This window comes from Agrobacterium sp. LY4 (genome assembly GCF_001526585.1).
Classification (GTDB): domain Bacteria; phylum Pseudomonadota; class Alphaproteobacteria; order Rhizobiales; family Rhizobiaceae; genus Agrobacterium; species Agrobacterium leguminum.
On record NZ_ASYA01000013.1, the window covers coordinates 82,445 to 96,749 of the forward strand.

Annotated in this window: 13 protein-coding genes and 2 pseudogenes; 7 read left to right on the forward strand and 8 right to left on the reverse strand. The window is 59.3% G+C overall.

The features are described 5' to 3' along the window. Positions 1-224 precede the first annotated feature (224 nt). Positions 225-734 carry a helix-turn-helix domain-containing protein gene (locus tag L904_RS14070; protein WP_035264711.1) on the forward strand — a complete coding sequence of 170 codons (510 nt, stop codon included), beginning with the start codon at positions 225-227 and terminating at the stop codon, positions 732-734. 335 nt (positions 735-1,069) lie between these two features. Here L904_RS14070 and L904_RS14075 read toward each other — a convergent pair whose 3' ends face one another. The 5 genes from L904_RS14075 to L904_RS28535 all read right to left on the reverse strand — a co-directional run bounded on the left by L904_RS14075 (position 1,070) and on the right by L904_RS28535 (position 6,433). Then, a complete protein-coding gene (locus tag L904_RS14075; RefSeq protein WP_035264713.1) occupies positions 1,070-1,816 on the reverse strand; it encodes an SDR family oxidoreductase in 747 nt (248 codons plus the stop codon). Between the two features lie 84 nt (positions 1,817-1,900). Next, a complete protein-coding gene (locus L904_RS14080; protein ID WP_035264818.1) occupies positions 1,901-3,328 on the reverse strand; it encodes an aldehyde dehydrogenase family protein in 1,428 nt (475 codons plus the stop codon). A gap of 545 nt (positions 3,329-3,873) precedes the next feature. After that, positions 3,874-4,284 (reverse strand): helix-turn-helix domain-containing protein, encoded by a 411-nt coding sequence (locus L904_RS14085; RefSeq protein WP_035264716.1) that lies wholly within the window; start codon positions 4,282-4,284, stop codon positions 3,874-3,876. 317 nt (positions 4,285-4,601) lie between these two features. Then, a complete protein-coding gene (locus L904_RS14090) occupies positions 4,602-5,669 on the reverse strand; it encodes an alkene reductase (RefSeq protein ID WP_035264718.1) in 1,068 nt (355 codons plus the stop codon). A gap of 599 nt (positions 5,670-6,268) precedes the next feature. Beyond that, on the reverse strand, positions 6,269-6,433 hold the full coding sequence (locus L904_RS28535) for a transposase (protein WP_080707375.1): 165 nt from the start codon (positions 6,431-6,433) through the stop codon (positions 6,269-6,271). Positions 6,434-6,596: 163 nt separating this feature from the next. Here L904_RS28535 and L904_RS14095 point away from each other — a divergent pair, with 163 nt between their 5' ends. The 6 genes and pseudogenes from L904_RS14095 (at position 6,597) to traR (ending at position 11,504) form a co-directional block, all read left to right on the forward strand. Then, positions 6,597-7,058, forward strand: a complete 462-nt coding sequence (locus L904_RS14095; protein ID WP_162714784.1) for a MarR family winged helix-turn-helix transcriptional regulator — start codon at positions 6,597-6,599, stop codon at positions 7,056-7,058. A 226-nt stretch (positions 7,059-7,284) separates the two neighbouring features. Continuing rightward, entirely contained in the window at positions 7,285-8,178 is an 894-nt protein-coding gene (locus L904_RS14100) for an alpha/beta hydrolase (protein WP_035264721.1), read from the forward strand. Between the two features lie 14 nt (positions 8,179-8,192). Continuing rightward, complete coding sequence (locus L904_RS14105) at positions 8,193-8,981, forward strand: enoyl-CoA hydratase/isomerase family protein (RefSeq protein WP_035264825.1); 789 nt, start codon at positions 8,193-8,195, stop codon at positions 8,979-8,981. Positions 8,982-9,032: 51 nt separating this feature from the next. Continuing rightward, complete coding sequence (locus L904_RS14110; protein ID WP_035264723.1) at positions 9,033-9,908, forward strand: NAD(P)H-binding protein; 876 nt, start codon at positions 9,033-9,035, stop codon at positions 9,906-9,908. Between the two features lie 57 nt (positions 9,909-9,965). After that, entirely contained in the window at positions 9,966-10,640 is a 675-nt protein-coding gene (locus L904_RS14115) for a glutathione S-transferase family protein (RefSeq protein ID WP_035264725.1), read from the forward strand. Between the two features lie 160 nt (positions 10,641-10,800). Beyond that, positions 10,801-11,504, forward strand: a pseudogene (gene traR / locus L904_RS14120) (transcriptional regulator TraR). Between the two features lie 10 nt (positions 11,505-11,514). On the opposite strand, the gene L904_RS14125 reads toward traR, so the two are convergent. The 3 genes and pseudogenes from L904_RS14125 to L904_RS14135 form a co-directional block, all read right to left on the reverse strand. Next, positions 11,515-11,823, reverse strand: coding sequence for a transcriptional repressor TraM (locus L904_RS14125; RefSeq protein WP_035264727.1), 309 nt, complete (start codon positions 11,821-11,823; stop codon positions 11,515-11,517). Positions 11,824-12,136: 313 nt separating this feature from the next. After that, a pseudogene (locus L904_RS14130) lies at positions 12,137-12,475 on the reverse strand (conjugal transfer protein TraH); the annotation flags it as partial. A 63-nt stretch (positions 12,476-12,538) separates the two neighbouring features. Continuing rightward, positions 12,539-14,077: an IS3 family transposase gene (locus tag L904_RS14135; protein ID WP_035264729.1), complete on the reverse strand. Its 1,539-nt coding sequence runs from the start codon at positions 14,075-14,077 to the stop codon at positions 12,539-12,541. Between the last annotated feature and the right edge of the window lie 228 nt (positions 14,078-14,305).

A 14,305-nucleotide genomic window follows, 5' to 3' on the forward strand; every position in this document is an offset into this window, starting at 1 on the left:
TTCGAACTTCTTTGGCAGATCGCCGGCTCATTTTGATCTTTTGCTGTCGCCAATTGGTTGGCCGCCTTCACCGCCGAATTTCTGCCGCTGGTCTTTTTCAAACGGTCCGGCTTTTGTTTCGTTTGCCGTTCCGTCGCTACAAAATTGTCACTTGCATTATGCAAGTGGTTGACGGTTACCCGATGCACTTGCATTATGCAAGTGGAAATTTAAGGAGATAGCTTTTGACCCAGAAAAATAGATCCGGCTGCCCAATCAATCTGACGCTTGAGCAAATCGGAGACCGTTGGAGTCTGATCGTTATCCGCGATATGATATTTGAGAACAGGCGCAGCTATGGCGCTCTTCTGGAACAGAACGTGGAAGGCATAGCTTCAAACATACTTGCGAGCCGGCTGAAGCACCTAACCGCATCAGGCCTGCTGACACGAAGTTCCGACCCTCACCATAAGCAGAAGGGGGTCTACAGCCTCACTGAATCTGCCATACAGCTTGTACCTGTAATCGCAACTTTGGCTGCTTGGGGTCTTCGAAACACGCATCCGAGCAAAGAGGCCTCTATGCGCGCGGAGATGCTGCAAAAAGGCGGACCGTCATTTTGGGGTGCCTTGATGGATGAACTGCGCTACCTGCATCTCGATGCACCACGTCCGGCCCACTCAGCGTTTGACGAGCTCCGGATCGACCACGAGAAGGCAAATGCTGATGAGGGGGCGGAGCAAGCCCCGATCTAAATCGCGCCCTAAGATGAAGATCATGCAATTGGTGGCGCCTGATTTGGTTTGTTTCCGTCTTTGGCATTCTCAATCTCCTTCATTGCGGAGACAATTGAGACCAATAGGCATCAATACTGGAAGTACCCTCAAACTGCCGTGCGGCAATTTCGGGCTGTGGCTTACATATCGGCGGGTTTGCTCTGAACGCCAAGAGAGACTGCCGTTCGTTCCCGAACGACAATCGACAGCCGGTAGAATCCGCCAAATGTAACACCCGACCACCTGCGGGGCGGCTCGCCGCGACATCGTATCAGCACCCGTCCGATGACTTCCCGCGTGGAGCGAGGCCAACTTCAGGCCGTGGCAGATGGCCCACTATAGATGATCTCCGTGTCGGTGACGGAGCCTTCGTGCATCTTCACGAACTCGGCCGCGATCACGTCGGGATCAAGGGCGCTGCCCCTGGCCGTTGGGCCGTCCACAGTGAGGAGGCCGACCCGCACGCCGCTCCCGGCAAGGTCCTCGGCCAAAGTCAAGGCCAACGACCGCATCGCAGACTTGCCGGCGCTTAACGTGCCGAAGCCGTTGCCCATCGGATGGAGCGGCATTGAATTCCCGGTAAAGAGTAACGAGCCTTCGCCGGCCGCCACCAGAGCAGGTGCGAAGTGATAGGCCAGATGCTGCGCTGCAGCGGCATTCACCAGGAGGCTCCGCGCGAATCCCGCCGGGGAGACTTTGTGGGTCGGACCGGCGGGCTGAGACGTGAAGGCGTTGACCACCACGACACTCGGGTCGCCCTGCGCCCACTTACGGATCTCGGGTACGACGGCGTCGATCGACGCGCCGTCTCCACCATCGGCCACAAACCCCTTCGCGGTTGCCCCGGCTGCCTCGAGCTGCGCGACAAGCCGCTCAAGCTTCAAACTGGTGCGGGCGACGAGGGCCAGCCGGTAGCCCAGCGCTGCGAACTCGCGCGCGGCAGCTACGCCGATGCCGGGACCCACACCAAAGATGACGGCGGTCTTACTGAGTGACATGAGAATGACATCCTTTGCTTTGCTCTGTTTTGAAACCGACATATATGCAGCGACGAACACCATGAGCGAGCGGCATTCGTCGGACCGATCGCCCGCGGAACCCGCGTGACCGGCCCAGGGGCAATTACGTTACGCTGGTATAAGATATCAGGCCGCCGCGTTGAGACCGACAATCGCCTTGATTTCAAGGAAATCAGCGATGGCCATCGGGCCCCATTCGCGGCCGTTGCCGGACTGCTTGTATCCCCCGAAGGGCGCGGCAAGATCGAGATTGGCATTATTCAAGAGAACCTGACCAGCACGTAGGCGGCGTGCCGTCGCCTCGGCCGCGCCGCGTTCGCCCTGAACATAGGCCGAAAGCCCATAGACCGTGTCATTGGCAATCCGCACGGCTTCTTCTTCGTCGGAATAGGCAATGATGACCAGAACCGGGCCGAAAATTTCCTCGCGAGCGATGGTCATGTCGTTGTGCACATCGGCAAACACCGTCGGCTTGACGTAGAAGCCGGTCTCAAGTCCGTCCGGGCGACCGAGCCCGCCGGTCACGAGCCTGGCCCCTTCATCGATGCCAGTCTGGATCAGACCCTGAATCTTGTTCCACTGCGCTTCGGAAGCCACCGGTCCCATCTTTGCATTGGATGAAGGATGGCCAACCGACCAGGTCTCGGCGGCCGTCCGGACGTAGCCGATCGCTTCTTCGACCTGATCGACATGGACAAGCATGCGCGATGGCGCGTTGCAGGACTGCCCACAATTCAGCATGATCTGCGCGACACCGCCCTCGACAGCTGATGCCAGATCAGCGCTGGGCAGGATAATATTTGGCGATTTGCCCCCCAGTTCCTGATGCACCCGCTTGACAGTTCCGGCGGCGCTGCGCGCGACCTGGACACCCGCTGCCGTCGAACCAGTAAACGACACGAGGTCGACCTCGGGGTGGCTCGTCAACGCATTGCCGACACTTGGGCCGTTGCCATAGATAAGGTTGAACACCCCCTTGGGAACACCGGCCTCGTCCAGGATCTCAGCAAAGATGGTGGCGGAGAAAGGCGCGATTTCGGACGGCTTGAGCACCATGGTGCATCCTGCGGCGAGCGCCGGGGCAACTTTCGCGGCGATCAGCATCATCGGCCAGTTCCACGGCGTGATCAGCGCGCAGACACCGACCGCCTCGCGCACGATTGCGGTAGCACCCAGCGGTTCATCGAAACGATAGTCTGCCAAGGCAGCCCGTGCGATTTGGAAGTGGGCGATGCCGACCGTTGCCTGCAGCTGTTCGGCCAGCCACTGTGGCGCACCCATTTGTTCGGTGATCGCGAGAGCAAGGTCGCCCATTCGCTTTTCATACGCGGCGATGATGCGATCAAAAAGCGCGATGCGTTCCGCGACCGACGTCTGTGAGTAGGTCTCGAACGCCTTGCGCGCCGCAGAGACGGCATTGTCCACGTCGTCAGCGTTGCCAAGGGCGACTTGGCCAACGACGGATTCGTCGGCGGGGTTGATGACGTCGAGCACGGCGTCGCTCGACGGCTGTACCCAAGACCCGTCGATATAAAATTGAAGATTATTACGCATCAGAAAAGCTCCATCATTGGTGACGGAGCTATAGGTATACATCATAGACCTAGCGTCAATTAGGCACCTTAAGTCGCGCTGGTAGGTCAAAGGATACTGCGGGTAGCCATCTAAAGAGCGCTGCACGCCTATTGGAGTGCGTTTACGACCGAAACGGCAAGTGCCCGTCGTGGGACGGCCGATCACGGTCGAAAGCTACATGCCTTCGCCCACAGCGCGCCTTCCGAAGTGCCGGTATCATAGCAAGCAAGCGCAACAGCGAGCGCGGTCCGGGTGGGGGTGACCTGAATGTTTCAATCCTGCTATGTGGAATATGCCCTGACGCCGATTTGCCAGCAGGCGGCGGCTAAGGTTCATGACCTTGGTGATTGGGTCGAACTCAGCCGGTCGCTCACCGTGTAACTTTGGAGCGATCAGGGCGACGATACTGAACACCTGTAATAACATCAGTGTCGCCGCGTCCGTACCGCCGTTAGACGGAAAGGGTGAGAACGTCAAAGAAGGTCGCAGTGTGCGCTGTCGTAGCGATCAGCTCAGGGCGGAAATCACGCGACTGATTGCAAGAGCGGCCTGTCGGCACCTGTGCCGGCTCCGGCCAAGGCGTCAAAGGTCTCGCGCGCTGCGACGACTTCCGGCAATTTCTCAAGCGTCCATTCGTGCAGCGCTCGGAACGGCTGCTGCAAGGTGCGTCCCAAAGGCGTGATCTGGTACTGCACCGCAACCGGGGAAAGCGAAATCACCTCTCGCGCTACCAGACCGTTGCGCTCAAGGCGGCGTAGGCATTGGGTAAGCGCCTTCTGCGTGACGCCTTGCAGGCGGCGACGGATCGCGTTGAAGCGCTGCGGCCCGTCGTCGAGCACAGCCAGAACCATCATCGACCATTTATCAGCAATCTGATCGAACAGAGCCCGGCTGGGGCATTCGGATGAGAAGCAGAGCGGTTCCAGTTCAAGCATACTGGTTTCCTTACCTATACGTGGGCGACTTGAGGCGCCACAAGGACCCAAGGCTACATTATATACTTGCAGCAATCGAACGCAACGCGGTTCAGTTCGCATGCTCATTCTGAGTTAGACGGTGGTTTCGCCTTGCGCCGCATTCCGAAGAGCCTCGATCGGGATAAGGCGCTCAAGTCCCCGGATCATCGGCGATCTCAAGCCTACCGGAAGCCCGGTCGGCAGTGACGCCGTGCCTGGCTGGGCACGGCGCTTGACCTGAAAAGCCGATCACCTGCGCGGTCTGAGCTGGCCCGATCGCGCTTCGACCATGATGTCTATGCTAGAGGCGGATAGTCAATATAACCACCCTCGGATCCACTATAGTAGGTCGCTGGGTCCGCAGCCGCCAGCGGTGCATCCTGGCGGAAGCGTTCCGGCAGGTCGGGGTTGCTGATAAAGAGCGTGCCGAATGTAATTGCATCGGCCGCACCGGTTTGCAGGGCATGTTCTGCTGACTTTCGATCATAGCCGACATTCAACACGAATATTCCCGAGAACCGCTCCCGAGCCCCCGGGGCGAATGGCTTGACGCCTTCGGGCAGAGTCGCGGATTCCATGAAATGTAGGATACCGACCTTTTTCTTCTCCAGCGCTTCGACGGCGAACATGTACGTCTGCTCGAGATTGGAGTCCCCCATATCGTTGTATGGGATGCGCGGCGATAGCCTCACAGAAACACGCGCCGGTCCGAAGACCTCCATGGCAGCATCGGTCGCTTCCAGAAGGAACCGTGCGCGCCTTTCGATAGTGCCACCGTAGTCATCGGTTCTTTTGTTTGGACCGTCTTCCAGAAACTGCGCAGGGAGATAACCATTGGCGCCGTGCACCTCGACACCGTCGAAGCCTGCGTCCTTCGCAGCCTGGGCTGCTTTTCCATAGTCTGCGATCGTTGACTTGATTTCTTCGATCGTCATTGCGCGGGGTGTCACAGACGGCTTGATGCCCTCCGGCGTGAACGCCTGGCTGTTGAAGGGGACCGCCGAAGGCGCGACCGGAAGCTCTCCACCATGAAAATCAGGGTGCGAGGCTCGCCCGGTATGCCAGAGCTGCGCGAAGATCAGGCCACCGGCTTCGTGAATGGCCTTTGTCACCTTCTTCCATCCGGCAATCTGCTCGGGCGTGTAGATGCCTGGAGTATTCGTCCATCCGACCGCCTGAGCGCTGATTTGGGTGCCTTCGGTGAAAATGAGACCTGCCGATGCACGCTGCGCGTAGTATTTTGCGGTCAGCTCATTCGCAACCTGATCCGTTGAACGCCCTCTTGTCATCGGCGCCATGAAAACGCGATTCTTGAAGGTGAGCGTCTCGTTGCTCAGGGGAGTTAGAAGTTTCAAACTTTCCATAATTTCCTCAGATGTTTACCGTATTGTGCGATCACTCGTGCTCGCCACCGGCTCATCCGAAGACCTGTTTTCAATCGAATGAACTACTGGCAGGGCAAGCCGCCGATAGAGAGTGACAAACGCGTATCAATGTCTCGGCCGGTGGCCTCAACGCACCGAGAACATAGGTATACATAGGAGACTTAGTGTCAATCAGGCACCTCAAATCGCCTTAGTAGGGCTGAGGAAACCTAATGTCCGCGAGCGGCTATCCGGATTGGCAAGTTCGCGGCGAGATATCGGGTGGTGAAGCGTTAACAGACAGGCGCCCTGGCCGTCGTGCCCCATCCCTCCAATAGATTGCTGCGACGACCGCAGAAGCAGAACGGGTGGCCGTCCATCAGTCAGCGCCGCTACTACTGCGGTCAGAGTCGCTACATCAACTGCGCCCGTAATCCGCATCTAGGCCACGGCTGCGAACTCAATCTCGATCACGCCGCAGGTCCCGGAGGGCGCCGTCGACGTTTGCTGGTCCGGTGCAATGGAGACTGCCGCAAAACGGACCTCGTCATCTCGCCGTTGGATCGGCCCCGGCTCGAAAGCAAGGACGCCTTGCGGGCCTACCGCCGCCGCGCCGTGACCAGATTGCGGTGAATATCATGTCGTCGAGCAACCTCAACAACACTGGCCCCAGGCGCCAGACCCTCCGCCACGATCCGAAGGCTCTCGGCGCTGGTCCACCGCCGTTGCCGCTCTGGACCGCACAGAATCGTAACCGTCGTCACGTTTGCTCATATTCTTGCGAATTAACGAGCAAACCATTTCACGCTCCAACCCGATCTGGAAAGGCGGCCTCCAAGGGTGGCTTACGCTTCGGCGCAGCTCGGCTGGAATTGACACATGCCCTCGTCGCAACAATATGTGTAATATCTCCTATCGGACATGGCCATGCTGCAACTCGACGATGTGATCTATCCCCAGACCGGGGAAACGCGCTGTAATGCCACTGCGATCCGGCAGGCGGCGCGACACATAACGCGCTTTTACGACGCCGCGCTAGCGGGCACCGGCCTGCGGGGCACGCAATATACCACGCTGCTCTTTCTATCCCGACAAGGGCCGATGACGATCGGCCGGTTGGCGGAAGCCATGGTGATGGATCGCACGACCGTCGGCCACCTCGTCAAGCCGCTTGAGCGTGACGGCCTGCTCCACATCGCGCCCGATCCGAACGACCGCCGTTCGCGGCAAATCAGCGTGACAGATGACGGGCAGCAGCGCGTCCGCGATGGATTCGCAGCCTGGGAACAGGCGCAACGGGTGTTCGAGGCCGGTTTCGGCACGGAGAATGCCCAGCGCATGCGAAAGATGATGGCAGCGATCGTGGCGACAGAGCTGCCGCTGGACTGACGCGCTTCTCGCCGCCGTGACGGCGTGGGTCATGGCGACACGCGATGACATGGGCTCAGATGGTCAGCGACCTGTATGGTACGCTCGCCGTCAGGGTGCTCCGCAGCCTGCGCCAGTGGTCGATATCGGCATCATAATTTCCAAACGATCCCACGCAAACCTTGCGAAGGGCGTCTGCTTGACTATATACGTGCATAATACCCTATTTGAAATGGAAGATCGCGATATGGTTTCAAAGATCGATGTGACATTTCCGGCCGATGGCGGTGTCCTGCTCGGCGCATGGCTGTTCCGGCCCGATGGGCCAGGGCCGCATCCCGCAATTACCATGGCGCACGGCTATGCTGGCACAAAGGATCACGGCATCGAGCCGTTTGCCAAGGCGTTTGCCGAGGCCGGCTTCGTGGTCTTGGTCCATGATCATCGCAATTTCGGAGCGAGCGGGGGAGAGCCGAGAGGCGATATCGATCCCTGGCGGCAGATCGCCGACTGGCGTCGGGCGATCTCCTATCTCGAGACACTGCCGGACGTCGATGCCAAGCGGATCGGCCTGTGGGGTACAAGCTATGCCGGTGGCCATGCCATCGTTCTGGGCGCGACCGACCGCCGACTGCGCTGCATCGTCACCCAGGTGCCGACAATCAGTGGCTATGAGCAGGGGTTGCGGCGGATTGCGCCCGACAACGTCGCTGCGCTCGAAAGATCCTTCGACGAAGACGAGCGCGCGCAACTCGCGGGTGATCCCCCACGCCGCCAGATCATCGTCAGCGACGACCCCGCTGTGCCCGCCGCCTATCGCTCGCGCGAGGCGATCGATTTCTATCTTCAGCCGATCCCCGACGGCATCTGGGAGAATGAGACGACGGTTCGATCGACGCGCGCCGCGCGCATGTACGAACCGGGCGTGTGGATCGCGCGCGTATCACCGACCCCGATGCTGATGGTGGTTGCGGCCGAAGACCGTGTCACCGTCACAGATCTGGCCCTTGCCGCCTACGAGCGCGCGCTCGAGCCCAAGCGACTTGCGCTGATACCGGGTGGCCATTTCGACCCCTATGTCGCGGAATTTTCGCGCGCGTCATCAGCCGCGCTTGAATGGTTTCGCGCGCACCTCGCCTGAAGAAGGAGTTTTCCATGCCGCATCTCACCTATCGTATCGACGGCGCGATCGCGACGATCACACTTAACAATCCGCCGCAGAACCGGCTGACGATCGATCTGACCGCGAGCCTCGAAGAAGCGGTGGCCGCGATCAGTGACAGCGCGGCGCGCGTGCTCGTGGTGGAGGCCGAGGGACCTGATTTCTCCTGGGGCGGCGACATCTCCTTCTGGCCCGGCGCCGAAAGCGGCCATCTACGGTCCTTCTTCGAACGCTTCCTGACCGTGGTCAATCGGCTGGAACGTCTTCCGATCCCCACGATCGCTGCGGTGCAGGGCCTCTGCCTCGGCGGCGGGTTTGAGATCGCGTTGCGCTGCGACATCATCATCGCTGAACGCTCGGCACAATTCGGCCATCCCGAACAATCACTCGCCGTGACGACCCTCTTGGGCGGCGTATATCGCGTCGCCGAGCGAGCCGGCCGTGCGTTCGCCGCCGACATGGCTTTCACCTCAGTCAAGGTGCCGGCCGAGGAGATGCAGCGGCGCGGTGTGGTCAATCAAGTGGTGGACGAAGGCGGCTTACGCGATGCGGTCGCTGCTTATGCCGCGCGGATGGCAACCGGCCCGACAAAGGCGCATGCGGCGCACAAAGCGTTGCTTCGGATCTGGGCGCTGGGCGGCGTCCAGGCAGCGGACGAGGCGCTCATGGATATCTCGGTGCCGCTGTTCGACACCGAAGATACGCAGCGCGCGCTGCGCTCGGCGGTCGATAGCTTGGCGAAGGGTGTGCCCCGGCCGACGCTTGAGTTCAAGAACCGATGACCTGTGATCCAGCCGTGAACGACAACTAAATCCAATTGAGGAGGATCGGCTATGTCCGACATCACTGCCGCCCACCGCCCACGTATTGCCATCGCCGGAGCGACGGGTCGAGTGGGGAAGGCTCTTGTTAACCTCCTGATCAACGATCCGGTCGATCTTGTCGCGCTGTCGCGGGTGCCTGAAACCGCGGATCTGCCCGACCTCGTCGCGACCGCGAAGGTCGATTTCGCGGATGCGCCTTCACTTACCGCCGCGCTGCAAGGTGTCGATCGCCTGTTCCTCGCACACGGCACGTCGGTGGATCAGGTTGCGCACGAAATCGCGTTGATCGATGCGTCGCGCGGCGCGGGTGTCCAGCATATCGTCAAGCTGTCGGTCATGGGCCCCGCGTCTGCGCTGCACCCGTTCGACTGGCACATGGCGATTGAGGCGCATCTTGCCGGGTGCGACATCGGCTACACGCTGCTGCGCCCATCCTCGTTCATGGACATATTGGCGCGCGCTGGCGCGCCGGTCGCGAGTGACAGCTGGGGCGGCGCGGCAGGCACGGGGCGCGTCAACCTGATCGACAGCCGCGACGTTGCCGATGTGGCGCGGGTCGCGCTGCTGGATACGGCGCATCTTCATGTCCAGCGGGCGTGGCACCTGACTGGGCCGGCGACGGTCAGTATGCCGGAAGTGGCAGGCGAACTGTCGCGCATATTGGGCAGGCCCGTCACCTATCGCCACCGCTCGCCCGACGAGCACCGCGCCGTTCTGATTCAGTCGGGTCTCTCCGATCTCGTCGCCGACGTGCTGCTCGGTATCGATCGCCTGTTCCGTGATTCAGTACTGGCCGAAACCACGGCCACCGTCGCGGACCTGACCGGGAGGGCACCTCGATCCGTCGGCGATTGGCTGCGCGAGAATGTCTATCGGTTCCGATAGCCGCGAGCGGTCCTCCGAAAATCGGTCGTATCGGCAGCAACCCGATGAGGGAACAGAGTGGAACACGAACTCTACTGGATCAGCGGCAGTCCTTATGCTTGGCGCGTGCAACTCGCGCTTCAATATCAGAGGGTGCCCTATCGGTCCCACCGCCTGGACTCGAGCAGGCAGGAGAACCGGTCGCCCGAGTTCCTTGCGCTCAACCCGCGCGGAAAGGTGCCAGTGTTGAAGACCGGCGGCACGGTGATCAGCGAATCCGTCGCCATCTTGGCCTTTCTGGACCGCGCGCATCCCGCCGTTCCGCTGTTCGGCGAAACGGCGGAAGAGCATGGTCGAATCTGGCAGCGTGTGTGTGAGTTCGAGAGTTACGCGCGCGATTTGATCGAGACGGAGATCGTACGTCCGCTCTTGCGCGGCTATGCCAGCGATGATCCCGAAGCGATGCGCGCGTCGGCGCGCCGCGTGATGGATACGCTCGGCTGGATGGATCGCGCTTTGTCCTGTGCGCCATATCTAGCGGGCGGCGACATCACGGCAGCAGACTTCGTCGCTCTGCCGAACATTCAGTTGCTGCGGCGTGTGGCGGCCCGTCCGGAAGCGATCGAACTGGGGTTGGGCCTGAACACACTTGACGTGCAACTGCCGGCTCTTGGCGTATGGATGGTGCGCATGGAGGCGATGCCAGGCTACGACGCAACCTGTCCTCCGCACTGGCGAAGTCCATCTGCGTGACGCTGATCCTACTCGCTGTCCATCGCATGGATAAAATTCGACATGCTTGCAGAGTCTCATAAAACTTACTACGCCATCTTAGATTGTTCTAAAACTTAAATAGCCTCATAAGTGGAGCGCCTTGGTGACCTGTCCCACCTGACAATCTAGGGAGTAAAATATGCAACATTGGCTGGACAAACTAACCGACCTTGCTGCGCTTCGAGGGGACGAAGACGTTCTCAAGGATGCCTTGACCCATCTTGCCCATCAAGCGGGTTTTTCCGGCTACGCCTATCTATACATCCGACCGGGTCACACGATCGCCTCATCAAATTACCCTCCCGAATGGCGATCGATCTATTTCAAACGAAAATTCGAGGCCATCGATCCGATCGTAAACCGCGCAAAGTCGATGAAGCGGGTGTTCACGTGGAGCGGAGAGGAAGAACGGCGGCATGTCTCCAAGGAGGAGCGGGCGTTCTTCAAACAGGCAGCAGATTTCGGGATCCGCTCAGGAATCACTATCCCCATTAGAGCTGCCAACGGATCGACTTCAATGTTCACGCTCGCTTCGGATAAAACCGCAATTGACCTCAAACGTGTATCGATCCTGTCGCGGCCGCCGCGGCTGTTGGGCAGCTTCACACCCGCATGTCCTTGCTTCCCCTCACGCCGACTGCACAATACCCGGCCTGGCTCGACCCGAAGGAGGCCGCGTACCTCAACTGGATCTCGGTCGGCAAGACGATGGAAGAAGCCGCCGATCTCGAAGGCGTCAAATACAATTCCGTGAAAAGCAAACTTGAGGAGGCGAGAAAGCGCTTCCAGATCCATACCATGCCGCACCTGGTGGCACTCGCCATCCGTGCTGGCCTTATCTAACCGCAAATGCTCAGTTGGCCGAAACTTTCGGGATGAAACCCAGAAGTCCAACCAGCGTGTTCACCGCGCTCATCTGCGCATGCATCTCGATCATCGCTTCGATATATTCGAGATGCTGCTCGCCTCCCGCAGCCGTTCCAATCTTAATGTCGTCCGGCAACACCTGGAACAGTTGATCCGCCTTCTCTAGAAGCTGCCTGTGCAGCCGGATGGCATTTACCGTCAACGTCTCGATATCTGCGTTTGAAAGTCCGCGTGTGAGCCCGATCACCGGGCGCAGTTCACATGTGTCCGGCACTACTGAATCTTTCACATCCATTGGTGATCCAACCCTAAGATATTGTCTGCGGTACGCCCCCGCAAACGTTAATCTCTGATCCCAAGCCGGGGGTTGGAAACCGTCCTAGACAGTCCTGAGACCTTTAGCACCGAGGCGCCTGGACATACGTCACAGGCCCCCGGCCAATTGGTCAGAGGATTCTGGCGCCGTATCGGCCGGCGCCAACCGCTAGGAAGGGTTTCCACACCCTCGGGCAGCGCGTACTGCCCTGCCCGTCTTATAAAAGCTTCAGAGTGTTTCCGCTAGGGTATTGGAAAAACAATCGCTTTGCATACCTGCAGAGAGGGCTTGGTTAAGGCCTTGTGCCGATCCCCGAAAGATCGATCCTGATGCCTGCCTTGTACGGATCGGACGCTACCGTGTCGGCCGCGGCTGCAGCCGCGGAGTTATCTTTGTTGGGGTCATTGCCATTTTCGGATTCTTCGGGATCGGCCGTAGCGGGGCGGGCGATTTTCTCCTGTCCTGGATCCTCCGCGCGGAACACCGCTACCCCCTCGAAATACCCTGTCTGCCAGGCGATGACCGCATCATCCATGACCTGTGGCAGGACTTCTTTCGCTGTGGGATTGCCATACCATTTCGAAACAATGCGAAAGACCTTGGCGAAGAGTGCCGTCCCCATGCGGATGTTGGTTTCCACGCAGAACTGAGCCGGTTAGGCGCATAAGGGGGTGCGGATAAAAAGTTGGACTGTTCATAAGATCAGGCCGAGACTTTTACGATACTCGACCGGGCTGAGTGATCCCAGCGATATTTTGATGCGCCTCTCATTGTACCACCGGATGTAGGCATCCACCTCGGCGACGAACTGCTCGATCGTGATGGCCTTCCAGTCTCGTGGATAGAAGAGCTCTGTTTTCAGGCGGCCGAAGAAGCCTTCGCACGCGGCGTTGTCTTGCGAGCATCCCTTTCGGGACATAGAGCGAACCAGCTGCGCATTGCTGATCCTGTTGAGCCAGCCAGGCCAGCGGTAATGGGCTCCGCGATCGGAGTGGATGATTGGCCGTTCATCTCCGTCGGTTACGGTCCCGATGGCTGCATCCAGCATGGTATTGACGAGACCCGCATCTGGTTGGGTTCCGATGGACCAGCTGATCACCATGCCGTCGAAGCAGTCGATGATAGGCGAAAGGTACACTTTGCCAGCGGGGATCTGGAACTCGGTGATGTCTGTGAGCCACTTCAGGTTCGGCGCTTTTGCATGGAAGTCGCGATTGATTATGTTCTCGGGCGCTGGACTGATCTCTCCCAGATAGGATCCGAACCGCCGTCGACGTGGTCTGGGAACGACCAACCGCTCCTGCTTCATCAATCGCTGGACAACCTTTTCCGAGATAGTCACGCTCTGCCTAGCCAACGACGCCTGCAGTCGGCGATAACCGTAGCAACGGCGGTTCGCCTCAAAGATTTCCGCAAGGCTGTGGCGGACGGCGGCATACTTGTCTGCCAGACACAAGCGGGCGCGGTGGTAGAAGTAGGAGCTTCGGGCTATTCGCATCTGGGTGAGCAGTTCCGGCAAGCAATAGGTTTCCTTAAGGGCGTCAATCAGTTGTGTCTTCTCCCGATTACTCAGGATCTGCAGATCGACGCCCAGGTCTTTTTTTATGAGTTCATTGGCCTTCTTCAGGAGATTATGTTCGAGTTGTAACTGGCGGACATCACGCTGAAAGGCTTCAAGTTGTCGCTCGAGCTCTTCACGTTCAGGCACCTTGGGATGGGCTTTGCGGCGTTTCATGGATGACGGGGCCTCACGATCGAGAAGCTGGTCCGTCCAGCTGTACAATGTTGGCCTTGAGACGCCTAGTCGGTCAGCTACCTGTTGAGCGGTTTCATCTCCACTGCATAGCCCGATGACGCCTGCTTGCCGGACATCCTCGCAATAGCCAGGATGCCACGATCGACCGGCCAACCATGTCCGTGTCTCCGGAAAGGCCTCGCGAACCCATTTGGTGAGAGTTCCTCGACCGGGATAGCCGAGCGCTCTCATCGTCGCGGAAATGCAACGATCATGGGTGCGAAAGTGCTCAAGTGCCGCCGGTCTCTGAGCCTCTGAAAATTTTGGCGCGCGGGCTACCGCCTGAGCACGCAGGTCGAGATGCTGCAAGTACTCGCGGTACCAGCCCCTCAACGCATTCTTGGTCGGATATCCCAGCTGGCGAATGGTCGCGTTAAGCCGCTTCCCAAGCCGGATATAGAGCTCAACCGCTCGAAGCCTATCTGCGTAGGAATACATGAACTACCTCCTTGGTGGTCCAAGTTTTCGTCCGCACCCCCACCGGCTCAGTTCCGCATGGAAACCAACAACTCTGTGTCTTTGATACCTAGTACGGGCTGAGCCACCCCTGGGGGCAACCTAGCTGGAACTACGGTAAGGATCCTGTTATAAACTGTACTAAGATTCTGGGCTGTGCGTTAAGCCTAGCGGAATTTTGCTCCTTGGTTTTGTCTGCCGACATCAGCG

Bases quoted from the DNA above. Each gene is read 5' to 3' on its own strand.
- L904_RS14075 (WP_035264713.1), bottom strand. From the start codon at position 1,816: ATGGTGTTCGTCGCTGCATATATGTCGGTTTCAAAACAGAGCAAAGCA.
- L904_RS14080 (WP_035264818.1), bottom strand. From the start codon at position 3,328: ATGCGTAATAATCTTCAATTTTATATCGACGGGTCTTGGGTACAGCCG.
- L904_RS14085 (WP_035264716.1), bottom strand. From the start codon at position 4,284: ATGCTTGAACTGGAACCGCTCTGCTTCTCATCCGAATGCCCCAGCCGG.
- L904_RS14090 (WP_035264718.1), bottom strand. From the start codon at position 5,669: ATGGAAAGTTTGAAACTTCTAACTCCCCTGAGCAACGAGACGCTCACC.
- L904_RS14095 (WP_162714784.1), top strand. From the start codon at position 6,597: ATGCTGCAACTCGACGATGTGATCTATCCCCAGACCGGGGAAACGCGC.
- L904_RS14100 (WP_035264721.1), top strand. From the start codon at position 7,285: ATGGTTTCAAAGATCGATGTGACATTTCCGGCCGATGGCGGTGTCCTG.
- L904_RS14105 (WP_035264825.1), top strand. From the start codon at position 8,193: ATGCCGCATCTCACCTATCGTATCGACGGCGCGATCGCGACGATCACA.
- L904_RS14110 (WP_035264723.1), top strand. From the start codon at position 9,033: ATGTCCGACATCACTGCCGCCCACCGCCCACGTATTGCCATCGCCGGA.
- L904_RS14125 (WP_035264727.1), bottom strand. From the start codon at position 11,823: ATGGATGTGAAAGATTCAGTAGTGCCGGACACATGTGAACTGCGCCCG.
- L904_RS14135 (WP_035264729.1), bottom strand. From the start codon at position 14,077: ATGTATTCCTACGCAGATAGGCTTCGAGCGGTTGAGCTCTATATCCGG.